Source organism: Frankia sp. CcMO1, assembly GCF_977945845.1.
Window position 1 is genome coordinate 1 of sequence record NZ_CDWTMG010000082.1, and the last position, 17,720, is coordinate 17,720.

Annotated in this window: 15 protein-coding genes; 7 read left to right on the plus strand and 8 right to left on the minus strand. The window is 72.3% G+C overall.

What is annotated here, in order from left to right:
• Positions 1-1,049 precede the first annotated feature (1,049 nt).
• Genes AC08OU_RS12135 through AC08OU_RS12155 form a run of 5 tightly spaced genes read right to left on the minus strand, consistent with a single transcriptional unit; the run spans position 1,050 to position 4,341 of the window.
• On the minus strand, positions 1,050-1,487 hold the full coding sequence (locus AC08OU_RS12135; protein WP_476593694.1) for a DUF3180 domain-containing protein: 438 nt from the start codon (positions 1,485-1,487) through the stop codon (positions 1,050-1,052).
• Positions 1,484-2,089 carry a 2-amino-4-hydroxy-6-hydroxymethyldihydropteridine diphosphokinase gene (folK, locus tag AC08OU_RS12140; RefSeq protein ID WP_462203618.1) on the minus strand — a complete coding sequence of 202 codons (606 nt, stop codon included), beginning with the start codon at positions 2,087-2,089 and terminating at the stop codon, positions 1,484-1,486. Before folK ends, AC08OU_RS12135 begins: the two co-directional genes overlap by 4 nt.
• Before the next feature lie 4 nt (positions 2,090-2,093).
• Entirely contained in the window at positions 2,094-2,561 is a 468-nt protein-coding gene (gene folB / locus AC08OU_RS12145; RefSeq protein ID WP_476599565.1) for a dihydroneopterin aldolase, read from the minus strand.
• A complete protein-coding gene (folP, locus tag AC08OU_RS12150; RefSeq protein ID WP_476599563.1) occupies positions 2,558-3,493 on the minus strand; it encodes a dihydropteroate synthase in 936 nt (311 codons plus the stop codon). Before folP ends, folB begins: the two co-directional genes overlap by 4 nt.
• Positions 3,490-4,341: a GNAT family N-acetyltransferase gene (locus AC08OU_RS12155; protein ID WP_476604906.1), complete on the minus strand. Its 852-nt coding sequence runs from the start codon at positions 4,339-4,341 to the stop codon at positions 3,490-3,492. The genes folP and AC08OU_RS12155 overlap by 4 nt, the downstream gene beginning before the upstream one ends.
• An 838-nt stretch (positions 4,342-5,179) precedes the next feature.
• On the opposite strand from AC08OU_RS12155, the gene AC08OU_RS12160 reads away from it, so the two are divergent.
• Both AC08OU_RS12160 and AC08OU_RS12165 read left to right on the plus strand, forming a co-directional pair.
• The gene (locus tag AC08OU_RS12160) at positions 5,180-6,601 is read left to right on the plus strand and encodes a hypothetical protein (RefSeq protein WP_476599559.1); all 1,422 of its coding nucleotides are present in this window, start codon (positions 5,180-5,182) and stop codon (positions 6,599-6,601) included.
• A 321-nt stretch (positions 6,602-6,922) separates the two neighbouring features.
• Positions 6,923-7,582, plus strand: coding sequence for a phosphotransferase family protein (locus tag AC08OU_RS12165; protein ID WP_476599557.1), 660 nt, complete (start codon positions 6,923-6,925; stop codon positions 7,580-7,582).
• A 606-nt stretch (positions 7,583-8,188) separates the two neighbouring features.
• Here AC08OU_RS12165 and AC08OU_RS12170 read toward each other — a convergent pair.
• Positions 8,189-8,446: a hypothetical protein gene (locus AC08OU_RS12170; RefSeq protein WP_462186138.1), complete on the minus strand. Its 258-nt coding sequence runs from the start codon at positions 8,444-8,446 to the stop codon at positions 8,189-8,191.
• A gap of 784 nt (positions 8,447-9,230) precedes the next feature.
• Between AC08OU_RS12170 and AC08OU_RS12175 the strand changes: the two genes are divergently transcribed.
• Positions 9,231-9,848: a MinD/ParA family ATP-binding protein gene (locus tag AC08OU_RS12175; protein ID WP_476599571.1), complete on the plus strand. Its 618-nt coding sequence runs from the start codon at positions 9,231-9,233 to the stop codon at positions 9,846-9,848.
• A gap of 31 nt (positions 9,849-9,879) precedes the next feature.
• Here AC08OU_RS12175 and AC08OU_RS12180 read toward each other — a convergent pair whose 3' ends face one another.
• Positions 9,880-11,196, minus strand: coding sequence for a geranylgeranyl reductase family protein (locus AC08OU_RS12180; RefSeq protein ID WP_476599555.1), 1,317 nt, complete (start codon positions 11,194-11,196; stop codon positions 9,880-9,882).
• Between the two features lie 80 nt (positions 11,197-11,276).
• The gene (locus AC08OU_RS12185) at positions 11,277-12,449 is read right to left on the minus strand and encodes a DUF5926 family protein (protein ID WP_476599553.1); all 1,173 of its coding nucleotides are present in this window, start codon (positions 12,447-12,449) and stop codon (positions 11,277-11,279) included.
• Positions 12,450-12,945: 496 nt separating this feature from the next.
• On the opposite strand from AC08OU_RS12185, the gene AC08OU_RS12190 reads away from it, so the two are divergent.
• From AC08OU_RS12190 to purL, 4 genes are all read left to right on the plus strand, one after another.
• Positions 12,946-13,905 (plus strand): NAD(P)/FAD-dependent oxidoreductase, encoded by a 960-nt coding sequence (locus AC08OU_RS12190; protein ID WP_476599551.1) that lies wholly within the window; start codon positions 12,946-12,948, stop codon positions 13,903-13,905.
• 64 nt (positions 13,906-13,969) lie between these two features.
• Complete coding sequence (locus AC08OU_RS12195) at positions 13,970-14,527, plus strand: ATP-binding protein (protein WP_462186132.1); 558 nt, start codon at positions 13,970-13,972, stop codon at positions 14,525-14,527.
• Between the two features lie 127 nt (positions 14,528-14,654).
• Complete coding sequence (gene purQ, locus AC08OU_RS12200) at positions 14,655-15,368, plus strand: phosphoribosylformylglycinamidine synthase subunit PurQ (protein WP_462203505.1); 714 nt, start codon at positions 14,655-14,657, stop codon at positions 15,366-15,368.
• Positions 15,369-15,446: 78 nt separating this feature from the next.
• Positions 15,447-17,720 (plus strand): phosphoribosylformylglycinamidine synthase subunit PurL (gene purL, locus AC08OU_RS12205; RefSeq protein ID WP_476604907.1); only part of this gene is annotated, 2,274 nt, incomplete at its 3' end.

The following is a 17,720-nucleotide window of genomic DNA, read 5'->3' on the forward strand; positions in this document are numbered from 1 at the left end:
GCCGTGCGGGCGGGCCGGCTCCGGGACGGCGGCGGCGTCACCGGCGGCGGCGTCACCGGCGGCGGCGTCACCGACATCCGGCCCGTCGGCTTCAGGGCTCCCCCGCCGGCCCTGTCCCAGCGGGTCCGCTCGTGGCCGGCCGGAGGCACCGCCCGGTGACATCCGGTTCGAGGGGCGCCAGGGTTCCCCGGCGGTCCGTGGGTCGTCGTCCCTGATCGCGTGCTGGTACCCGGTGAAGCTGACCTCGTCCAGTAGCCCGGAACCCGGCCGAAGCCCGGAACCCGGCCGACCGCCTCCCCGGGAGAAGCCGTCCGGGTCCGGAGGAGATCCCCGGTCCGGCCCGGACGGCGCGCGCGGGTCCGGGGGAGACGAGGAATACGCGGGTCGGTGCCGGAGGTCATCGGCCCCACCCGGCGGGGAGACACCCGCACCGCGCGGGTCATGCCAACCGCCGCGGTGGTCGGGCCGTTCCGCCGGCCCGGGCCTCCTGGCGGATCTCGTCGCCAGCGTGCTGAACGCGACGATCCGACCCTCGGACGGCTGGCGGCGCCGGGGCGCGGCGGTTCCCTCAGCTGCCGGACCCGACCGGATCCGCTCGGTCCGAGCCGCGTTGTCGGGGAGGTCACGCACGGGGTCCGAGAAGTTCCGCGCCGGGTCGTGAACCGGACCGGCGGGTGGGCCGGGATCGGCGCCACCGCCCACCCGACCATGATCTACCCGATCATGATCCGCCCGACTGTGATTCAGTCGCGGCTGCGCGCGTGTGTCACCGTGCGAGTTCCTGCCCTCAGCGACCACCACCCGCCCCTTCCCGCCCCCGGCGCCCAGGCGCCACGTCACCGCACCATCCACCGACGACATGAACAACGCCGACAATCACCACCCTACGAAGGTGGTCCAGGACAATCCCGACACCGACCACGGTCATATATCGCAATCTATCCCAGAGTAGCCCTGCCAACACGAATCGGCACAGTCAGCCCATCGGTGGTCGCACCACTTTTCGGTGTTCCATCGGAACATTCCGCCCAGAACCAGGGCGGGCCGGGCTAACGCTTCTTGACCCGGCACACCCGTTCGAGGATGAGGCCGCCGGTCAGCAGCACCATCGCCGCGGCCAACCCGAGACCCGCGGTGAGCGCGTCGCCCCCCGCGGTCGGGAACTCCCCCGTGCGGGGCATGGTGTAGCCGAACACACCCGCCCAGAGGCCGGCGAGCGCCGCTCCGACGACGGAGCTCGCCTTGGCCAACGCGGCGAGCCGGGCGACCGTGAGCGGGAGGATCGGGCGCGTTCCCGGCCGTCCCTCCAGCCGGCGGCGGGTCAGGGACGCGACCTGGAGCTCGAGGGCGCCGATCATGAGAACCGACACCGACGCCGTTCGCGGCAGCGTGGGAATCGATCGGTACGCCCACCACAGGAGCAGGTACCCGAGTGCCCCGAACGCCACCGCGACCGCGATGAGATCACGCGCCCGGGTCGGTCTCACCTGGCCGCCTCTCCGGCATCACTGCCGCCGACGGCGGGATCGGTGACGGCACCGGCCCTGGGATCCGCCTCGACGACGAGATCCGCCTCGACCACGAGATCCGACAGCGACCACGGGGTCCGGCGCAGACCGGCCGGGTGGTTCCCCACGGCCATCCGGGCGACCAGATCGGCGACCCGCCCGTGCCCAGGCAGCGTCGCCTCGGGATCAACGTCCAGCCAGGGCACGCAGACGAAGGCCCGCAGATGTGCTCGGGGATGCGGCACGAGGATCTCAGGGTCGTCACTGCGCAGGTCACCGACCGCGATGACATCGACGTCGAGCGTTCGCGGGCCCCACCGGACGGCCCGGACCCGCGCGGCCCGTTCCTCCACCTCGCGGACGACCTCGAGCAGATCACGCGGGGGCGCCGGACGCACCAGGACGACGGCGTTCAGGTAGTCGTCCTGCTCGGGTCCACCGACGGGTGCCGTCTCGTACACCGGTGAGCCGGCGAGCACCCCCAGCGCGCGGTCGAGCCGGTGGACGGCGGCGGACAGCCGGCCCAGACGATCACCGAGGTTGGACCCGAGCGACAGCACCGCATGGTCCGGCCGGGTCATCCGATCACCCGCCATCGGTGGCGACCCCCGCGGCCGCGTCCGGCGCGGTCACCGACTCGACGCCGTCGACCCGGTTCCGGACGATCGTCACCGCGACGTCGGCGAACGGAACCGCGATCGGGGCCGCGGGCTTGTGGACAGTCACCTCGGCCCGCATCACCCGACCGTCCCGCAGACAGGCGCGGACGAGTCGATCGGCGAGGGTCTCAATCAGATTCACGGGTTCTCCGGTAACGATCCCGGCAAGGGTCTCGGCAAGCTCGCCGTAGTGCACGGTGCGGGTCACGTCGTCGTGGGACGCTGTCGAGGAGAGGTCGAGCCACAGCGTGGCGTCGACGACGAACTCCTGGCCAAGATCCCGTTCCGCCGCCAGAACCCCGTGGTGGCCGCGAGCCCGCAGCCCCGACAGGGTGATCCGGTCGAGCGACGTGGCCCTCGGTCGGGAGGCGACCTCCGCCGCGGAACCCGTCACCGCGGAACCCACGGAGCCTCCCGGTCTTCCACCCGGCCGGCGTCCACGGCCCAGCCGGGATCGACCTCGGGTCCGTCCCCGGGCCGGTCACCATCGTCCCGCCAGGCGCGCACGACCCGCACGGCGTCGGCGGCCGGCCGGACGGCATGCACCCGCACGCCCCACACCCCGGCCGCGGCCAGCAACGCGGTGGTCGCCTGGGTGGCGTCGTCCCGGTCTGCGACCGGCCGGGCCGAGCCGTTCGCGCCCGCCAGTACCGAGCCGAGAAACGACTTGCGGGACGTGCCGACCAGCAGCGGCCAGCCGAGCGCGAAGAAGGCGTCGATGTGGCGCAGAAGCGTCCAGTTGTGCCGGGCGGTCTTGGCGAAGCCGAGGCCGGGGTCAAGGATGACCCGATCCTCGGCGATCCCGGCGGCCAGCACGGCCTCGAGCCGGTCCACGAGTTCCGAGACCACCTCCGCGACCACGTCGCGGTACACCGCCCGGGACGCCATGTCCGCACTGGTCCCCCGCGCATGCATCAGCACATAGTGCACGCCGCGGTCGGCGACGAGACCGAGCAGATCGGGATCGGCGCCGCCGGACACGTCGTTGACGAGCACTGCCCCGGCGTCGACCGCGGCGGCGGCCACGGAGGCACGGCTGGTGTCGATGCTGACCCGGACGCCCGCGGCGGCGAGCTCGGCCACCACCGGGAGCACGCGACGCATCTCCTCGGCGGCGATGACCCGGGACGCGCCCGGTCGGGTCGACTCGCCACCGACGTCGACGAGATCCGCCCCGTCGTCGACCATCCGCAGCCCGGCCCGGACCGCCTCCAGCGGATCGAGATAGGTACCGCCGTCCGAGAACGAGTCCGGCGTGACGTTGATGACGCCCATCACCCTGGTCAGGCCGCCCGGCACGAGGAGTTCCTCGACGGTCCCGCTCATGGGAGACCTCCACCGGACGTCGCGCCCAGCGGCGCACGGCGGTAGGCGTAGCGGTAGACCGGCCGGAAACCAAGATCGGCGTACAGGCCCCGCGCCGCGGCGCTGATCTCTTCGACCTGCAGATACGCATGAGTGGCGCCTCTGCCCGCCGCCCACTCGGCGAGTGCCGCGATGACCCGGCGGGCCGCGCCCCGGCCACGGGCCACAGGCAGGGTCGCCATGCTGTAGACACCCAGCCAACGGTCGTCCGCGATGCCGCGTCCGACCGCCGCCGGTACGCCGTCCACGGTCAGGGTGATGTAGATGGTGGGCAGCCGCAGCGCCGAGAGCACCGCGAGCGTGCCGGGCCGCTGCACGTTGAATGTCGTCAGCACCTGGCCAGCGACCTCCAGCCACTCATCCGTCGGCGTGGTGGTGACGGTCACCCCCACCGAGCCGGCAGCCGCCGGTGCCCGGTCGGCACCACGCACAAGGTCGGCGAGGGGCGCCGTGCAGACGTCGGTGGGACCGGTGTCGTCGTACCCGGCGGCGTCAAGGACCGCGCCGAGCCCGGTCGGCCGGGAGAAGGGCGCCAGCTGGAAGGTCGGCGGCAGACCGGCGGCGGTGTAGAAATCCCGCACCGTGGCGAGCGCCGCGGCGAGGTCGGGCACGTCACCGCGAGCCCAGACCGAGTTGCCTCGCCGGGACGATCCGGCGGACTCGCGCAGCACCCACCCGGCCCGTTCGACCTGGCGCAACGGCGGCCAGGCCCGGTGCGCCTGGTCATCGAGCTCACGGGCCAGGGACGCGTAGGCGGATGGCAGGTTTGCCCGCGGCCCGACTAGTGGATCGGCGGGACGCCGCGCCACGCGGTCATCAGGCACGGCGCGCCGACCACGGCCGGCCTGGTCGACACCAGCTGCGCGACCTGCCGGCCGGAAAGCACGTCGGGGAGCCATCGATCACAATGCCGAGGCTACCGACCCGAACGCAGGGATGGACGACCCGAACGCAGGGATGGACGCCGGCACCGATCGGACCAACATCGGGCCCCAGCTTCACCTTTTCGGTAATCATGACGAGATGTCATGATTTCAAAGCTATTGCCGCCTCGTTCCCATTCTGGAGCGGACCGACGGCGGGCCGCATCCCGGCCTCCCTCGGCTCGTCGCCCGGGACCCTCCCGGGCCGGGGCGATGATCCGCAAGCCTGCGCCGCGCGATCCTGTCGGTCCTGCCAGCGCCCCCCTTCCTCGTCCCGCCACCGCCGACCGGCGAACTCCACCGCCGCATCGCACCGCCGCCGGCTCGCCCGCCGAACATGATCGGCAGAGGAAACCTCCGGGTAACACCACGCAGAGCCACGATGACAGGAACTTTGCGCACCAACAACCATCACCCTTCGGCGCAGCCTCCCTCCTACTATTGACAAAGCGAGACACGGGCCAGATCCGGTCGGACCGACCAGAGTGACCGGAGCGACCGGCCGGCGGCAGCGAGGCCGTCGCACGACCGCCGGGAGACTTCGGCCGTTGATCGCTGGATCCGGCCGGACCGCCGTCAGGGAGGATGGCGGTCGCGGCACCGATGCGGGCGTGTGGTCTCACTGTGCGCCTCCGGTCGGTCGCTTCTCACAGTGGGCTCTACCCCCCACTACCTTGTCGCCACGGTCACGACCGTGGTGTTATCTGAAGGAAGGACGCGCGGCATGCCGCAGTCGAGCGGATCTTCACCGACGCGCGGGCCCGACCCCGAGGCCTGGGTCCCGACGAGCCGGTCGGCCCCTCTCCCACCCTGGTGGGCGACCACCGAGTCGATCATCATCCCACCGGCGCGCACCCCTCCGGACGACCACCCCGAGGACTACGAGCCGGCGCCGCCGCCCCAGCCTTCGATGACGAAGTCCGCAACGAGCCCCACCGATGTGTCACCAGTACCTGCGGGCACGCCATCCTTCGGCACTGTGAGCGAAGCACCCTTCGGCGCTGTGAGCGGAGCGATCCCGGCGCAGCCGACACCGTCGTCGGCCCCCCACACCACGCGCCTTGGCGCCCCGGCCCCCGGCGCCTCGGACCGCAGACAGTTCCATCGCTATGCGGGAGCGGCGGTCATGACCGCGATCCTCGCCGAGGGACAGATCATGGAGGTCTCGGACGTCCTCGCGGCCAGTCCGGTCCAGCTCGCTCTGGAACGCGCCGACGATCTGCTCGACGACCTCCTCGACGCGCACGAGGCGACCCCACCCGCGCACATCCTGGCCCAGACCGAGCGGTTGCGCCGCGGCTTGGAGCGGCTCAGCCGGCGGTCCATCCCCGCCGGCGACGCCCACCGGCGCGACGTGCTGCGGGGGCGGGTCGCCGTGCTGGGTGCGGATGCGGCCTTCAAACTCGGTGACATCGAGACCGCGCGGTCGCTGACGTCGCTCGGCTTCCAGGCGGGGCGCTCGGTGGGTGAGGGTACGCTTCGCGGCTCGGCCCGGGAAGTCGCGGCCGTCAACGAGTTCTACGCCGGCCGGCCCGACGAGGCGCTCCGCCTTGCCCGGGACGGGCTGACCCACGTCAGTGGCGGTGCCGTGCGGGCCCGACTTGTCTGCCAGGAGGCGCGTGCCCTCGCCGCCCTCGGTGACGTGCGGGGCGCGGCCCAGGCCCTGGACCGGGCGTACGACCTGGCGGACGCCATCCCGGCAGACCGGTGGGGCCGTCCCGGTCCGAGTTTCGACCAGTTCAATCCGGTCGAGGTGCCCTACAACGCCACGACGGCCCTGTGTCTGCTCGGCCGCCCGCAGGCCGCCCAGGAGCACGCGGATCTCGCCATGCCGAAGCTGGACGGGATGAACGCCCCGGGATTCCGGTCGGTGATCCGCCTCGATCTCGCCCTGGCGCTGGCCCGGCAGGGCCGCCTGGAACTCGACCAGGTCTGCGCGCTGGCCACCGAGGCGATCCAGATCTCCTGGGGGCGAACCGTGGCCTCCGTCTCGGGGCGCGCGGATCAGCTGCTCGCGGCCACCCGGCCGCACAGCGAGGTGCACCAGGTGCGGGACCTCGCGGTACTCATCCGGGAGTGGCAGCGCTCCGCGGCGCGGCAGCGGCCCGGCGGGCGCGCGGTTCCCGTGCCGAGCCCGTCGGTCTGACGCCGGCCACCGTACGAGGACCGTACGAGGGTGGAATGCCCGACGGCGGGCGCCCTCCGGCGGGCTCGCCGGACCACGCGCGGTTCACCGCGGAGCGGACTCGCCGCGCCCTCGGCGCGATCTGCGCTGAGGCCGGCCTGGACGACTCGGGCGCCGTGCTGATCAAGAGAACCGTGAACGCGGTGTACCGGCTGCCACGGGCCGGCGCGGTTGTCCGGATCATCGGATCGGCCGCGATGACGCATCGGGTGAGCAAGGTGGTCCGGGTGGCCCGCTGGCTGGCGGAGAACCACGTCCCGGCCGTCCCGGCTGCTCCCCGGCGTGCCGGCCCCGGTCACGGCGGCCGGCTTCCTCGCGACGGTCTGGGCCGACGCGACGCCACCTGGCACCCCGCCCGGCGGCCCGGCACCGGACACCACGGAGCTGGCCGGCGCGCTGCGCGGTCTGCACACTCTGGCGCCGCCGGAACCGCCGCTGCCACGCTGGGATCCCCTCGACGACGTCCGCCGGCGATTATCCGACGCCGAGGCGCTCCCCAAGCCCGACCGCCGTTTCCTGGAGAAGATGACCAGCCGGGTCGCGGCGGCTCTGCCCACCATCCGCTACGCGCTGCCGCGGGTCGTCATACATGGGGACGCGCATCTGGCTAACCTCGTACGGGCCGCGGACGGCCGCGCGCTGCTCTGCGACTTCGACGCTACCTGCCTGGGGCCGGCGGAATGGGACCTGATTCCCGTGGCGGTCGGCCGGCTACGCTTTGGTCATGATCCTCAGGCCCACCTCGACCTGGCCCGGGGCTACGACTTCGACGTCACCACCTGGGACGGGTTCGCCGTCCTGCGGGCGGTCCGGGAACTGAAGCTGGTGACGAGCGTGGTGCCGATCCTGGGGAGCAGCGCGACGGTGGCCGCCCAGTTCCGGGTCAGGATCGACAGCCTGCGCTCCGGCGACACCGGCGTCCGCTGGTCCCCCTACCGTTGACGCCTCCCTCATCACCCTCGCTGTCAGGACCCCGGGGAGGAGACGCCCCCGCCGCCGGCACCACACGAGGCACACCGTTTCCACCGGCCGGGCCGTGCGGTCCACGGAACCACATGTCATTCTGGTCAGACCTGTCGGGCCGGTCCGGCGGGTCACGTCCACGTGCCGGACGCCCGGCTCCGAGCGGGGCTACCGGCGCGGACCACCGTCCTGGGCGTGGTCGTCAGATCACCCCGGCCTCATGGCTTGGGTCGCCCGAACGGAGGGGAGGCCCTTGAACACGACGGAGGGAATGCCCGCCCCGGGGATCAACCAGGTGGTGTGCTGCCCGGAGAACAATCATGAACGATGATCCTCGGGAGATCGGCGCCATCCGGGTCGGCGATGTCGGAGATCGGGACCCCGCGAATCCCGGGCCGCAGGAGCGTGGCGGGCGCGTCGGGTCCCCGCCGCCGACCACCGACAGCCGTCCCGTTCGGCGAGCCGACTGCCGGCAGTGACGGACACCGGCCGGTCGTCTCCCGACCGAGCCGACCCGGGTCACTGGCAGACCGGTCCGGCGCAGCCGCGCTCCGCCGGTGCCACCGGTTGGACGGTCGACGGCCCCTACCGCCCCGAGCCGGCGGCATCCGCCTTCCGGCCGGGCACCGCCGCCCCGACGGCGTCCCCCGCCGTCTCCGACACCTGGCCGTCGATGCGCCGCGTTGATCCGATGTCGGCCACGGGTTCCGAGGCAACAGGTTCCCACCCGGCCGGCTCGGCGGGCTGGACCGATCGGGGCACTCCCGGGTCCGCGGCCATGAACCGTCGAGGCACGGAGAGTGCCAACGACAACGGCAGGATGCTGCCGATCGAGACCCGCACCTTCGATCCGCTACTCGACCAGTTCCCCCCGAATCCGGGCGGAGTGTTCGGTCAAGCGTACCCGCCGCCCCCGCCGGGGGAGACCCGGGCCTGGCGGGGCGATCCGCTGAACCCGCCACCGCCACCGTCCGACCCGTACGCCCAGCCCCCGCCACCGGGCCCGCCACCGGCCCCGCGGGACGAACGCCATGATCCGTGGCGGAGCACGCCGCCGGTGGCGCCGGCAAACTCGTCCGCTCTGGAGGAGACCGCCGCGATGAGACGGGCGGACTTCGACGCCGCCGCCCCCCGACCGGTCGAGAACCGGGAGCAAGGCGGCCCGCGGCCCGCATACTGGCCCGGCCCGCACGCCCACCGAAGCCGGCCGCATCCCCTCCTGGCTGCGCGATCCCGGTCCCGCCGGGTCGCCCGGCGGCCCGGCGGGACCGGGTCCCCGGGAGACGGGTCCCCGGGAACCGGGAAACGGCCGGGCGGGGCTCGCCACCAGCGCACTGCTGCCCGCTCCCCCAGAGACGGCGTCCCGCGGCTGGCGCAGGCTCGTGTACCAGGTCTCGGCGGGCGCGGTGAACCCCGGTCCGTCCCCCGACGAGGTTCGCGACCGCCGGCTCCTCGCGCGCATCCGGAACCCGCTGCACGGCTGTCACCGCATCGCGGTGATATCCCTCAAGGGCGGCGTCGGCAAGACCACGACGACGGTGGCGGTCGGCTCCACGCTGGCCAGCCTGCGCGATGACCGGGTGGTGGCGATCGACGCGAACCCGGACCGTGGCACCTGGGTTCCAGGGTGCCACGCACCTCCGCCCACACGGTGCGCGAGCTGCTGGCGGACGCTCCGCGTCTGCACCGGTACGTGGACGTCCGCAGGTACCTGTCACAGGCCGACTCGAGGCTGGAGGTGCTGGCGTCGGCCAACGATCCGGAGCTGTCGGACACCTTCGGGGACGCCGACTACCGGGCAGTCGACGATCTGCTGCAACGACACTACTCGATCCTGTTGACCGACTGTGGGACGGGCATCCTGCACAGTGCGATGCACGGGGTGCTGGAGCTGGCCGACACGCTGGTGATCGTGAGCAGCGCCAGCGCCGACGGCGGGTCCAGCGCGAGCGCCACTCTCGACTGGTTGGACGCGCATGGCTACTCCGACCATGTCCGCGAGGCGGTCGCCGTGATCTCGATGTTCCCCGTCCAGGGCGAGCGGGTCGACGTCGACACGCTGGAACGGCATTTTGAAGCCCGGACGCGACGGGTGGTCCGGGTCCCGTTCGACCCGCATCTGGCCGACGGGGGACGGATCGTGCTGTCGAGCCTGAAACGGGAGACGCGGGCGGCCTATCGGGAGATCGCCGGCGCGGTGGCCGAACGCTTCGGCGAGGAACGCCGCGGCTACCCGGGCGGCTGACGCCGCTGGCACCGCCGGCTGCCTCAGCACCTCAGCGGCCCAGCACCGCCACCGCCGTCCGCACGCCGGGACGACGCAGTTGCCGGGCGATGGTGGTCCGTCCCTCGATGAGCCGGGTGAACAGCCCGAAGGCGCCCGGGCCCGCCATGACCGTGTGCATCGCGCCCGGCCGGCGGGTGAACGCGGCCAGGACCTCTCGTCCCGCCGCCATCTCGGGGCCCAGGATCGTCTCGACGCGCGCGGGATAGGCGGCCAAGGCGTCGAGCGCCGTGGCACCCGGGCTAGGCGCCGTGGTACCCGGGCCAGTCGGCCTTGTATCCGTGACCCCCCTGGCCCGGGTCACGCCCGCCCTCGCGTGACCGACACCCACACTCGCCGCGGCGGCCGCCTCCCCGGCGAGCCGACCCGACCGTAATGCGAACGAGATGCCTTCGCGTGTCCACGGATCCAGGAGCCCGGCTGCGTCCCCCGCGACCAATACCCGGCCCCGACGCAGCGGGGAGCCGACGGCCCGCACCCGGGTGAGATGTCCGGAGTCATGCTGGCGCGGCAGGTCGGTGAGCCCGAGCCGGTCGACGAACCGGGTGTAATAGGCGCGCAGCGCGGCGCCCTCGGCACGATCACCGATCACGCCGACCGTGAGCACCCGTCCCTTGGGAAACACCCACCCGTAGGAACCCGGCACCGGCCCCCAGTCGATGAGCATGCGCCCGGCCCATCGCGCGGCACGCGCCGGGTCGGCGACAAACTCGCCCTCCAGGCCGACGTCGACCTGGTCACAGCGGACACCGGCATAGGTGCCACAACGACCCGAGGTGCCGTCCGCACCCACCACCACCCGAGCGCGCAGGCCCGCCCCCGCGCGGAGACGCACGGTCACCCAACCGTCATCCTGATCCCCGGCGTCCTCTGCGATCCCGGCCTCGCCCGGCCCGGTCACATCCCGACCGCTCTCGGTCAGCCCCACCACGTGCGCACCGGTCCGCACGGTCGCGCCGGCCGCAGCCGCCGCGGCCAGGAGAGCGGCGTCCAGATCGGATCGCATCACCATCGACATCCAGGGACGGCCGCCGGACCGGCCGCGGGTGACCTCGAAGCGGCCGTCCCAGGTCATCGTCAGCGAGCTGACGCTGGCTCGGACCAGACCGGTCAGTTCGGTGCCGAGATAATCCGCCGAAAGGCCGACCAGGCCGCCACCGCAGGTCTTGTAGCGAGGTACCGCCGAGCGTTCGAGCACGCACACCCGGGCCCCGGCGTTCGCCGCCGCCCGCGCCGCGCTGCCACCGGCCGGGCCCGCCCCGACGACAATGACGTCAAAGGTGTTCTCCGGATCGTCAACCCTGCTCACGGCGCTTCATCCTCCCGGACACCGCACCCCCACCCCGACACCGCACCCCACCCCGACACCGCGGTCTGGCGCCGACGCCGTCAGCGCAGGGTGAGGCTGCGTCCAACAAGACCCGCCCGCACCCGGCGTTCGTGCGCGGTCAGTGCCGTGGTGTCGGCCAGTGCCCGTTGATAGGCCACCCGCAGCGCGGCGGCCGGCTCCTCACAGCGGTCCGCCTCGCTTCCGGGCGCGAGATCCCAGACGGGAACGACGAGCCCGTCGGCGCGGAAGAACCCGATGAACCTGGAGCCCTCCCCCACCGTGAGACGTTCGGCCGCAGCCAGGCGAGCCAGCGCATCCAGCAACGCCTCCTCGGTGGGGGCGACGTCGGCGCCCGCGCCGATGGGAGCGACCGCCTCGGCCTCGGAGCCGGTGCCCGCCGCAGTACCCGCCGCGCCCGGCCAGGCCAGCGGAAGCGCCCACCGCAGGTGCCAGCGGTCACCGGGGTAGCACCAGTAGGCGGCCGGCACCGAGGTGAGCCGGACGGTGGGCACCACGGTGGCGTTGGCGCGCTCCAGCATCACCGCCACCTCCTGGTTCGGACCGCTCTCCTCGTCCGACGGTGGCAGCCACCATCCGAACCCGGAATGAACGGTGATGCCCAGGGGTGCCGGGTCCAGCAGGTCGGTGAGCCGGGGCAACCCGGCGAGTCCCGCGGGCAGTTGTTCCACGAGGCGCGGCGCGGAGGCAGGCGGGATGTCGATCACACTCCCCGGCTCAGCGGCGAGTGCGGCGAGCAGGGCACCGGCGACATCCCGCGATGCGTCCAGACCCGGAAGGGCGATCTGCAGGGCGACCAGGATTTCGCCGTCCTCGCGCACCAGGGCGGGGGCGGCCTGCGGCAGCATCGTGCAGAGCGTGATGCGCCGGTCGGCGTGCTCAGGATGGTCGGCGAGGTAGGCCGCCGCCAGGGTCAGCGGCGCGGTGGCGCTGGGCACCAGCTCCCGCAGGGCGACCAGGTCCGGCTCGTCGCGGCGGCCCGCGAACGGGCGCAGCACGGGAGCCGGCCGGTTCCGCTCGCCGTGGCACGCCTTGTAACGACGGCCCGACCCGCAGGGACAGGGTTCCCGCGGTCCGACGGCAGGGATGGCCCCATCGGATCCGTGGACAGACGGGCGGCGACGGCTCCGTGCGGCTCCCCCGCCAGAGCCGGGCGTGGCGACTCGTGCCGGGCGGGTGCCGGGACGCTGGGGTGCGGGTCGGCGAGCGATCACGACCTCCTGGGGTAGAGGCCGTCACGCGCGGTCATGGACTTCCTGCGGGTAAGGCTAAGCCATGGTCGGCGGATGACGAGGGTGCCGGGTGGCGGCCGCGCCCGTGGCACACACCACCGCTCCCGTCGCGGGAGCGGGCCCCGTCGTAGGAGCGGGCCGACGGAGAGCCGACAGCCGACAGATCCGGTCGACGACAGATGCATCCCCGGCATCTCGGGCGCCCATTCAGGGATAACCCTCTTCCACGGCAGGGACTATCCCGTCACTGCGGAACCATTACCACGGATACCGCACGCGGCCCCCTCCTCAATGGGCACGATGAACACAGCCGTTCGGCGGACGGGCCCTGGCGGGACTGATGGCGAGCATCATCGACGCTCGTCCGCAAGCCACCGTCACCGTGGCGGCACATCCAGGAAGACGACGCCGCGGGAACCGGTGAAAGGCTGCTCGACAGGCGGCGCCCGCGGCATTCATCTCGATATATGGGGGGTCGGTGGCGAAGGTCGTCGTTGCCGGCGGGGGCATTGCTGGGATCGCCTGCGCCAGCACACTGCTAGCCGAGGGAATCACCGTGGATGTCCGTGACCGGGGCCGCGTGATCGGCGGACGGATGGCCTCACGGTGGATAGACGGGCGCATCGTGGACTCCGGCGCGTCGTACTTCACCGCCACCTCGCCGGAGTTCCGCGAAGTCGTGGACGATTGGTTCATCCGTGGCCTGGTACGCCCCTGGACGCACCGAATGTCGGTAATCAGTGGACCGACCGCCACCTTGGCCGAGCCGCGTTCCGGCCCGCTGCGGTACGCCGCCCCACGCGGGCTGCGTTCCCTGGTCGCCGACCTCGCGTCCCGCGCCGGGGTGCAGGTCGCGCAGTCCACGCCGATCCGCCGGATCACCCCGGGTCCCCGCGTCAACGACGAGGCCGCCGACGCGGTGGTCCTCGCGATGCCCGACCCGCAGGCGCTGCGCCATCTCGACCCGGCCTGCACCGAGGAGCGGGCGCAGCTCGCCGACCGCCCCTGGTCGCCGGTGCTGGCGCTGCTCGCCGGCTGGCCCTACCGGTGCTGGGCACCGATCGACGGAGCCTTCGTCCACGACGACGATCCGATCGCCTGGATCGCCGACGACGGCCGTCGCCGGGGTGACAGTGCCGCCGTCCTGGTCGCCCACTCGACGCCGGATTTCGCGCGGGCGCGGCTGGCCGACCCCGCGGCGGCCGGGCCCGATCTCGTCGCGGCACTACGGCGCCTGCTCACCATCACGGTGCAACCCAGTTGGACGTACGTGCAAAGGTGGACCTTCGCCCGCCCGGACCGTCCGCACGAACAGCCGTACTACCTGTCCGGCAGTGGGATCGGGCTCGCCGGCGACGGCCGGGGAACACCGAAGATCGAGAATGCCTGGCACTCGGGCACCGAGCTGGGCCGAGCCCTCGCCGCCCGATTGAGATAACCGATTACGATGACCGATGGCATGTGACCGGATCGAGCCTGCGCCAGCGTAGGTCGTTCGGTTGATGATGCGTGACGCGGGTACACCCTCCGGCATGGAGATCAAAGTAAGCCTGTCGTTGCCCCACGATGAGATCTCCATACCCGTAGTTCGACGTATCTGCACGCAGTCCCTGAAAGTCCTGGGCGTCAGCCAAGAATGCATTTACGATGTTGAACTTGCATTGACAGAAGCGTGCGACAATGTTCTTCTACATGCCCATGACAGCGACGAGTACGAGGTTTTGGTGGGAGTGGACAACGAAGTCGCCATCATCGAGGTGAGCGATCGCGGCGACGGTTTCGACGGCATGGATAATCTCGATCGGACGGCCCGCCAGAACAGCGATTTCCCCAGGCCGGAAAATGTTCCCGAGCAAGGCCGTGGCATCTTTCTCATGCGCGCTCTGATGGACCGGGTGCAGTTCCACCAGGTGGACGGCCCCCATCGGGGCACCCGCGTGCATCTGGAGAAGACTCTCACCTGGGAGGAGATCGCTCCCGGGGAGCGGCTGAGCCGGGCGCGGACGGGGCCCTGGCCCGCTGCCCGCCCGGAGGTGGCCGAGGGCATCCATCCGGTCTGACGTCTCCCGCCGTCCCCCGCCGACTCCCTTCGTCGATCGGCCGACTCCCTTCCTCGACCGGCCGCCCCACAATCCGACCGGCTACGCTGACGGGAGTGGACTCCGAGGGATCTGGGCGGGTATCGCGATGGGTGTGGTAGTGACCGAGGCGGCCCCGCCCGCCCGGATCGGGATCGTCACCTTCCCCGGCTCCCTCGACGACCGGGACACGGCGCTCGCAGTGCGGGCCGCCGGTGCCGAACCGGTCTCCCTCTGGCATGGCGACAGCGATCTCGCCGGCGTCAATGCCGTCATCCTGCCCGGCGGATTCTCCTACGGTGACTACCTGCGCGCCGGTGCGATAGCCCGGTTCTCGCCCATGGTGGCGGCCCTCGTCCCGGCGGCCCGCGCGGGCCTGCCGATTCTCGGCATCTGCAACGGGTTTCAGGTGCTCTGCGAGGCCGGCCTGCTCCCCGGGGCATTGACTCGCAACGTGGGACTGCACTTCGTCTGCCGCGACCAGCGGTTGCGGGTCGAGGCGCCGGGCACTGCCTGGACCCGCGGCTACCAGGACGGCGAGGAGATCGTCATCCCGGTGAAGCACGGGGATGGTCGCTATGTCGCGGCCCCGGGCGTGCTCGCCGAACTCGAGGCGGCCGGGCGGGTTGTGGTGCGCTACGTCGGCGGGAATCCCAACGGGTCGGCCGCCGACATCGCCGGGATCTGTAACGAGAGCCGGACGATCGTGGGCCTGATGCCGCATCCCGAGCACGCTGTTGACGACCTCACCGGCCCTGGGGTCGGCGGGCTTCGCATGTTCACCTCGGTACTGTCCGGCGTTTTGTCGGCTTTTTCCTCTTAAAGAGGGATTTTTGGTTACGAAGGGGTCTCCTTGTCCGCCCGGGAGCCCGGATCAGGGGATATCGGCGAGGATGGGAGGGTGACCGGCAACCCCGCCGCCCCCGCGGCCACCTCCGTGAGTCCCCCCGCCGAGCAGCCCTACCGGGAGCTGGGGCTCACCGACGACGAGTACGCCCTGATCATCGCGACCCTCGGTCGCCGGCCCAGCGACGCCGAACTCGCGATGTACTCGGTGATGTGGAGCGAGCACTGCTCCTACAAGTCCTCCAAGGTGCATCTGCGGCAGTTCCGGGATACCCCGTCGACGGACCGGCTGCTGGTGGGCATGGGGGAGAACGCGGGCGTCGTCGACGTCGGCGAGGGGCTGGCGGTCACCTTCAAGATCGAGTCGCACAACCACCCCAGCTTCGTCGAGCCGTACCAGGGGGCCGCGACGGGTGTAGGCGGCATCGTCCGCGACATCCTGACCATGGGGGCCCGCCCGATCGGCGTGCTCGACCCGCTGCGCTTCGGCGAGGCCGACGCTGCGGACACCGCCCGGGTCCTGCCCGGGGTCGTCGCCGGCATCGGTGGCTACGGCAACTGCCTCGGCCTGCCCACCATCGGCGGCGAGGTCGTCTTCGACCCGACCTACGCGGGTAACCCGCTGGTCAACGCCCTGTGCGTCGGGGTCATGCCGGTCGATCGGGTGCAGACGTCGGCGGCGACCGGGGTCGGCAACGCCGTCGTCCTGCTCGGCGCCAAGACCGGCCGGGACGGCATCGGCGGCGTCTCGATACTGGCGTCGGCGACCTTCGACGAGGGCGGCGGCCCGGCCCGGCGGCCCTCGGTGCAGGTCGGCGACCCGTTCACCGAGAAGATCTTGATCGAGGCCTGCCTGGAGCTGTTCGACCGCAAGCTCGTCACCGGCATCCAGGATCTCGGCGGCGCCGGGCTGACCTGCGCGCTGACCGAGACCACCGCCGCGGGCATCGCCACCGGCCAGCCCGGCGGCATGGAGGTCGACCTCGACCTCGTGCCCCTGCGCGAGGCGTCGATGGCCGCGCACGAGATCCTCGCGAGCGAGTCCCAGGAGCGCATGCTGGCGATCGTCACGCCCGAGGCGCTGCCCGAGGTTCTCGCCCTCGCCGAGCGCTGGGGTGTGCTCGCGACCAGGATCGGCACCGTCACCAACAGCGGTCGGCTGACCGTACGCTGGCATGGCGAGGTCGTCGTCGACGTTCCGCCCGGATCACTCGCCGACGATGGCCCAGTCTACGAGCGCCCTCTGCGCCGCCCGGTCGACTTCGACCTGGTCCGGGCGGACGCGCCCACGCCCGCCCGGCTCGCCCGGCCACGGACCGGGCCGGAGCTGCGGGAGACCCTGCTGCGGCTGGTCGCCTCCCCGAACCTGTGCTCGCGGGCCTGGGCGACCAACCAGTACGACCGGTACGTGCAGGCGGGCACCGTGCTCGCCCAGCCGGAGGACGCGGGCGTGCTCCGGCTGTCGGCGGCCACCGGCCTGGGGATCGCGCTCGCCACCGACGGCAACGGGCGGTACGCACGGCTCGACCCGTTCGCCGGCACCCAGCTCGCCCTGGCGGAGGCGTGCCGCAACGTGGCCGCCACCGGATCGGTGCCGATCGCGGTGACGAACTGCCTGAACTTCGGCTCCCCCGAGGATCCCGAGGTGATGTGGCAGTTCGCCCAGGCGTGCGCGGGCCTCGCCGAGGGCTGCCGGCGGCTCGGCCTCCCGGTGACGGGCGGCAACGTCTCGTTTTACAACCAGACCGGCTCGACGCCGATCCATCCGACCCCGGTGATCGGGGTACTCGGCCTGTTCGACGACGTCACTCGCCGGACGCCCATCGGCTTCGCCGAGGAGGGAGACGTCCTGATCCTGCTCGGCGACACCGCCGACGAATTCGGCGGCTCGGAGTGGGCGTGGGTGACGCATCGCCATCTCGGCGGCGAGCCGCCGGCCGTCGACTTCGCCCGGGAAAAGCTGCTCGGCGAGATCCTCGTCGCCGGTTCCCGCGACGGCATGCTCACCGCCGCGCACGACCTCTCCGACGGTGGGCTCGCCCAGGCGCTCGTCGAGTCGTGCCTGCGCGGCGGGCACGGCGCCCGGATCATCCTGCCGGCCGGATCAGACCCGTTCGTCGAGCTGTTCAGCGAGTCGGCCGGCCGCGCCGTCGTCGCGGTGCCCCGCACAGAGGAACTGCGCTTCACCGGCATGTGCGAGGTGCGGGGCCTGCCGTGGCGGCGCGTCGGTGTCGTCGACGGGGACACCCTCGACGTACAGGACGCCTTCACCGTCGGCCTCGACGAGCTGCGCGCGGCGCACGAGGGAACGCTGCCGGCGCTGTTCGGC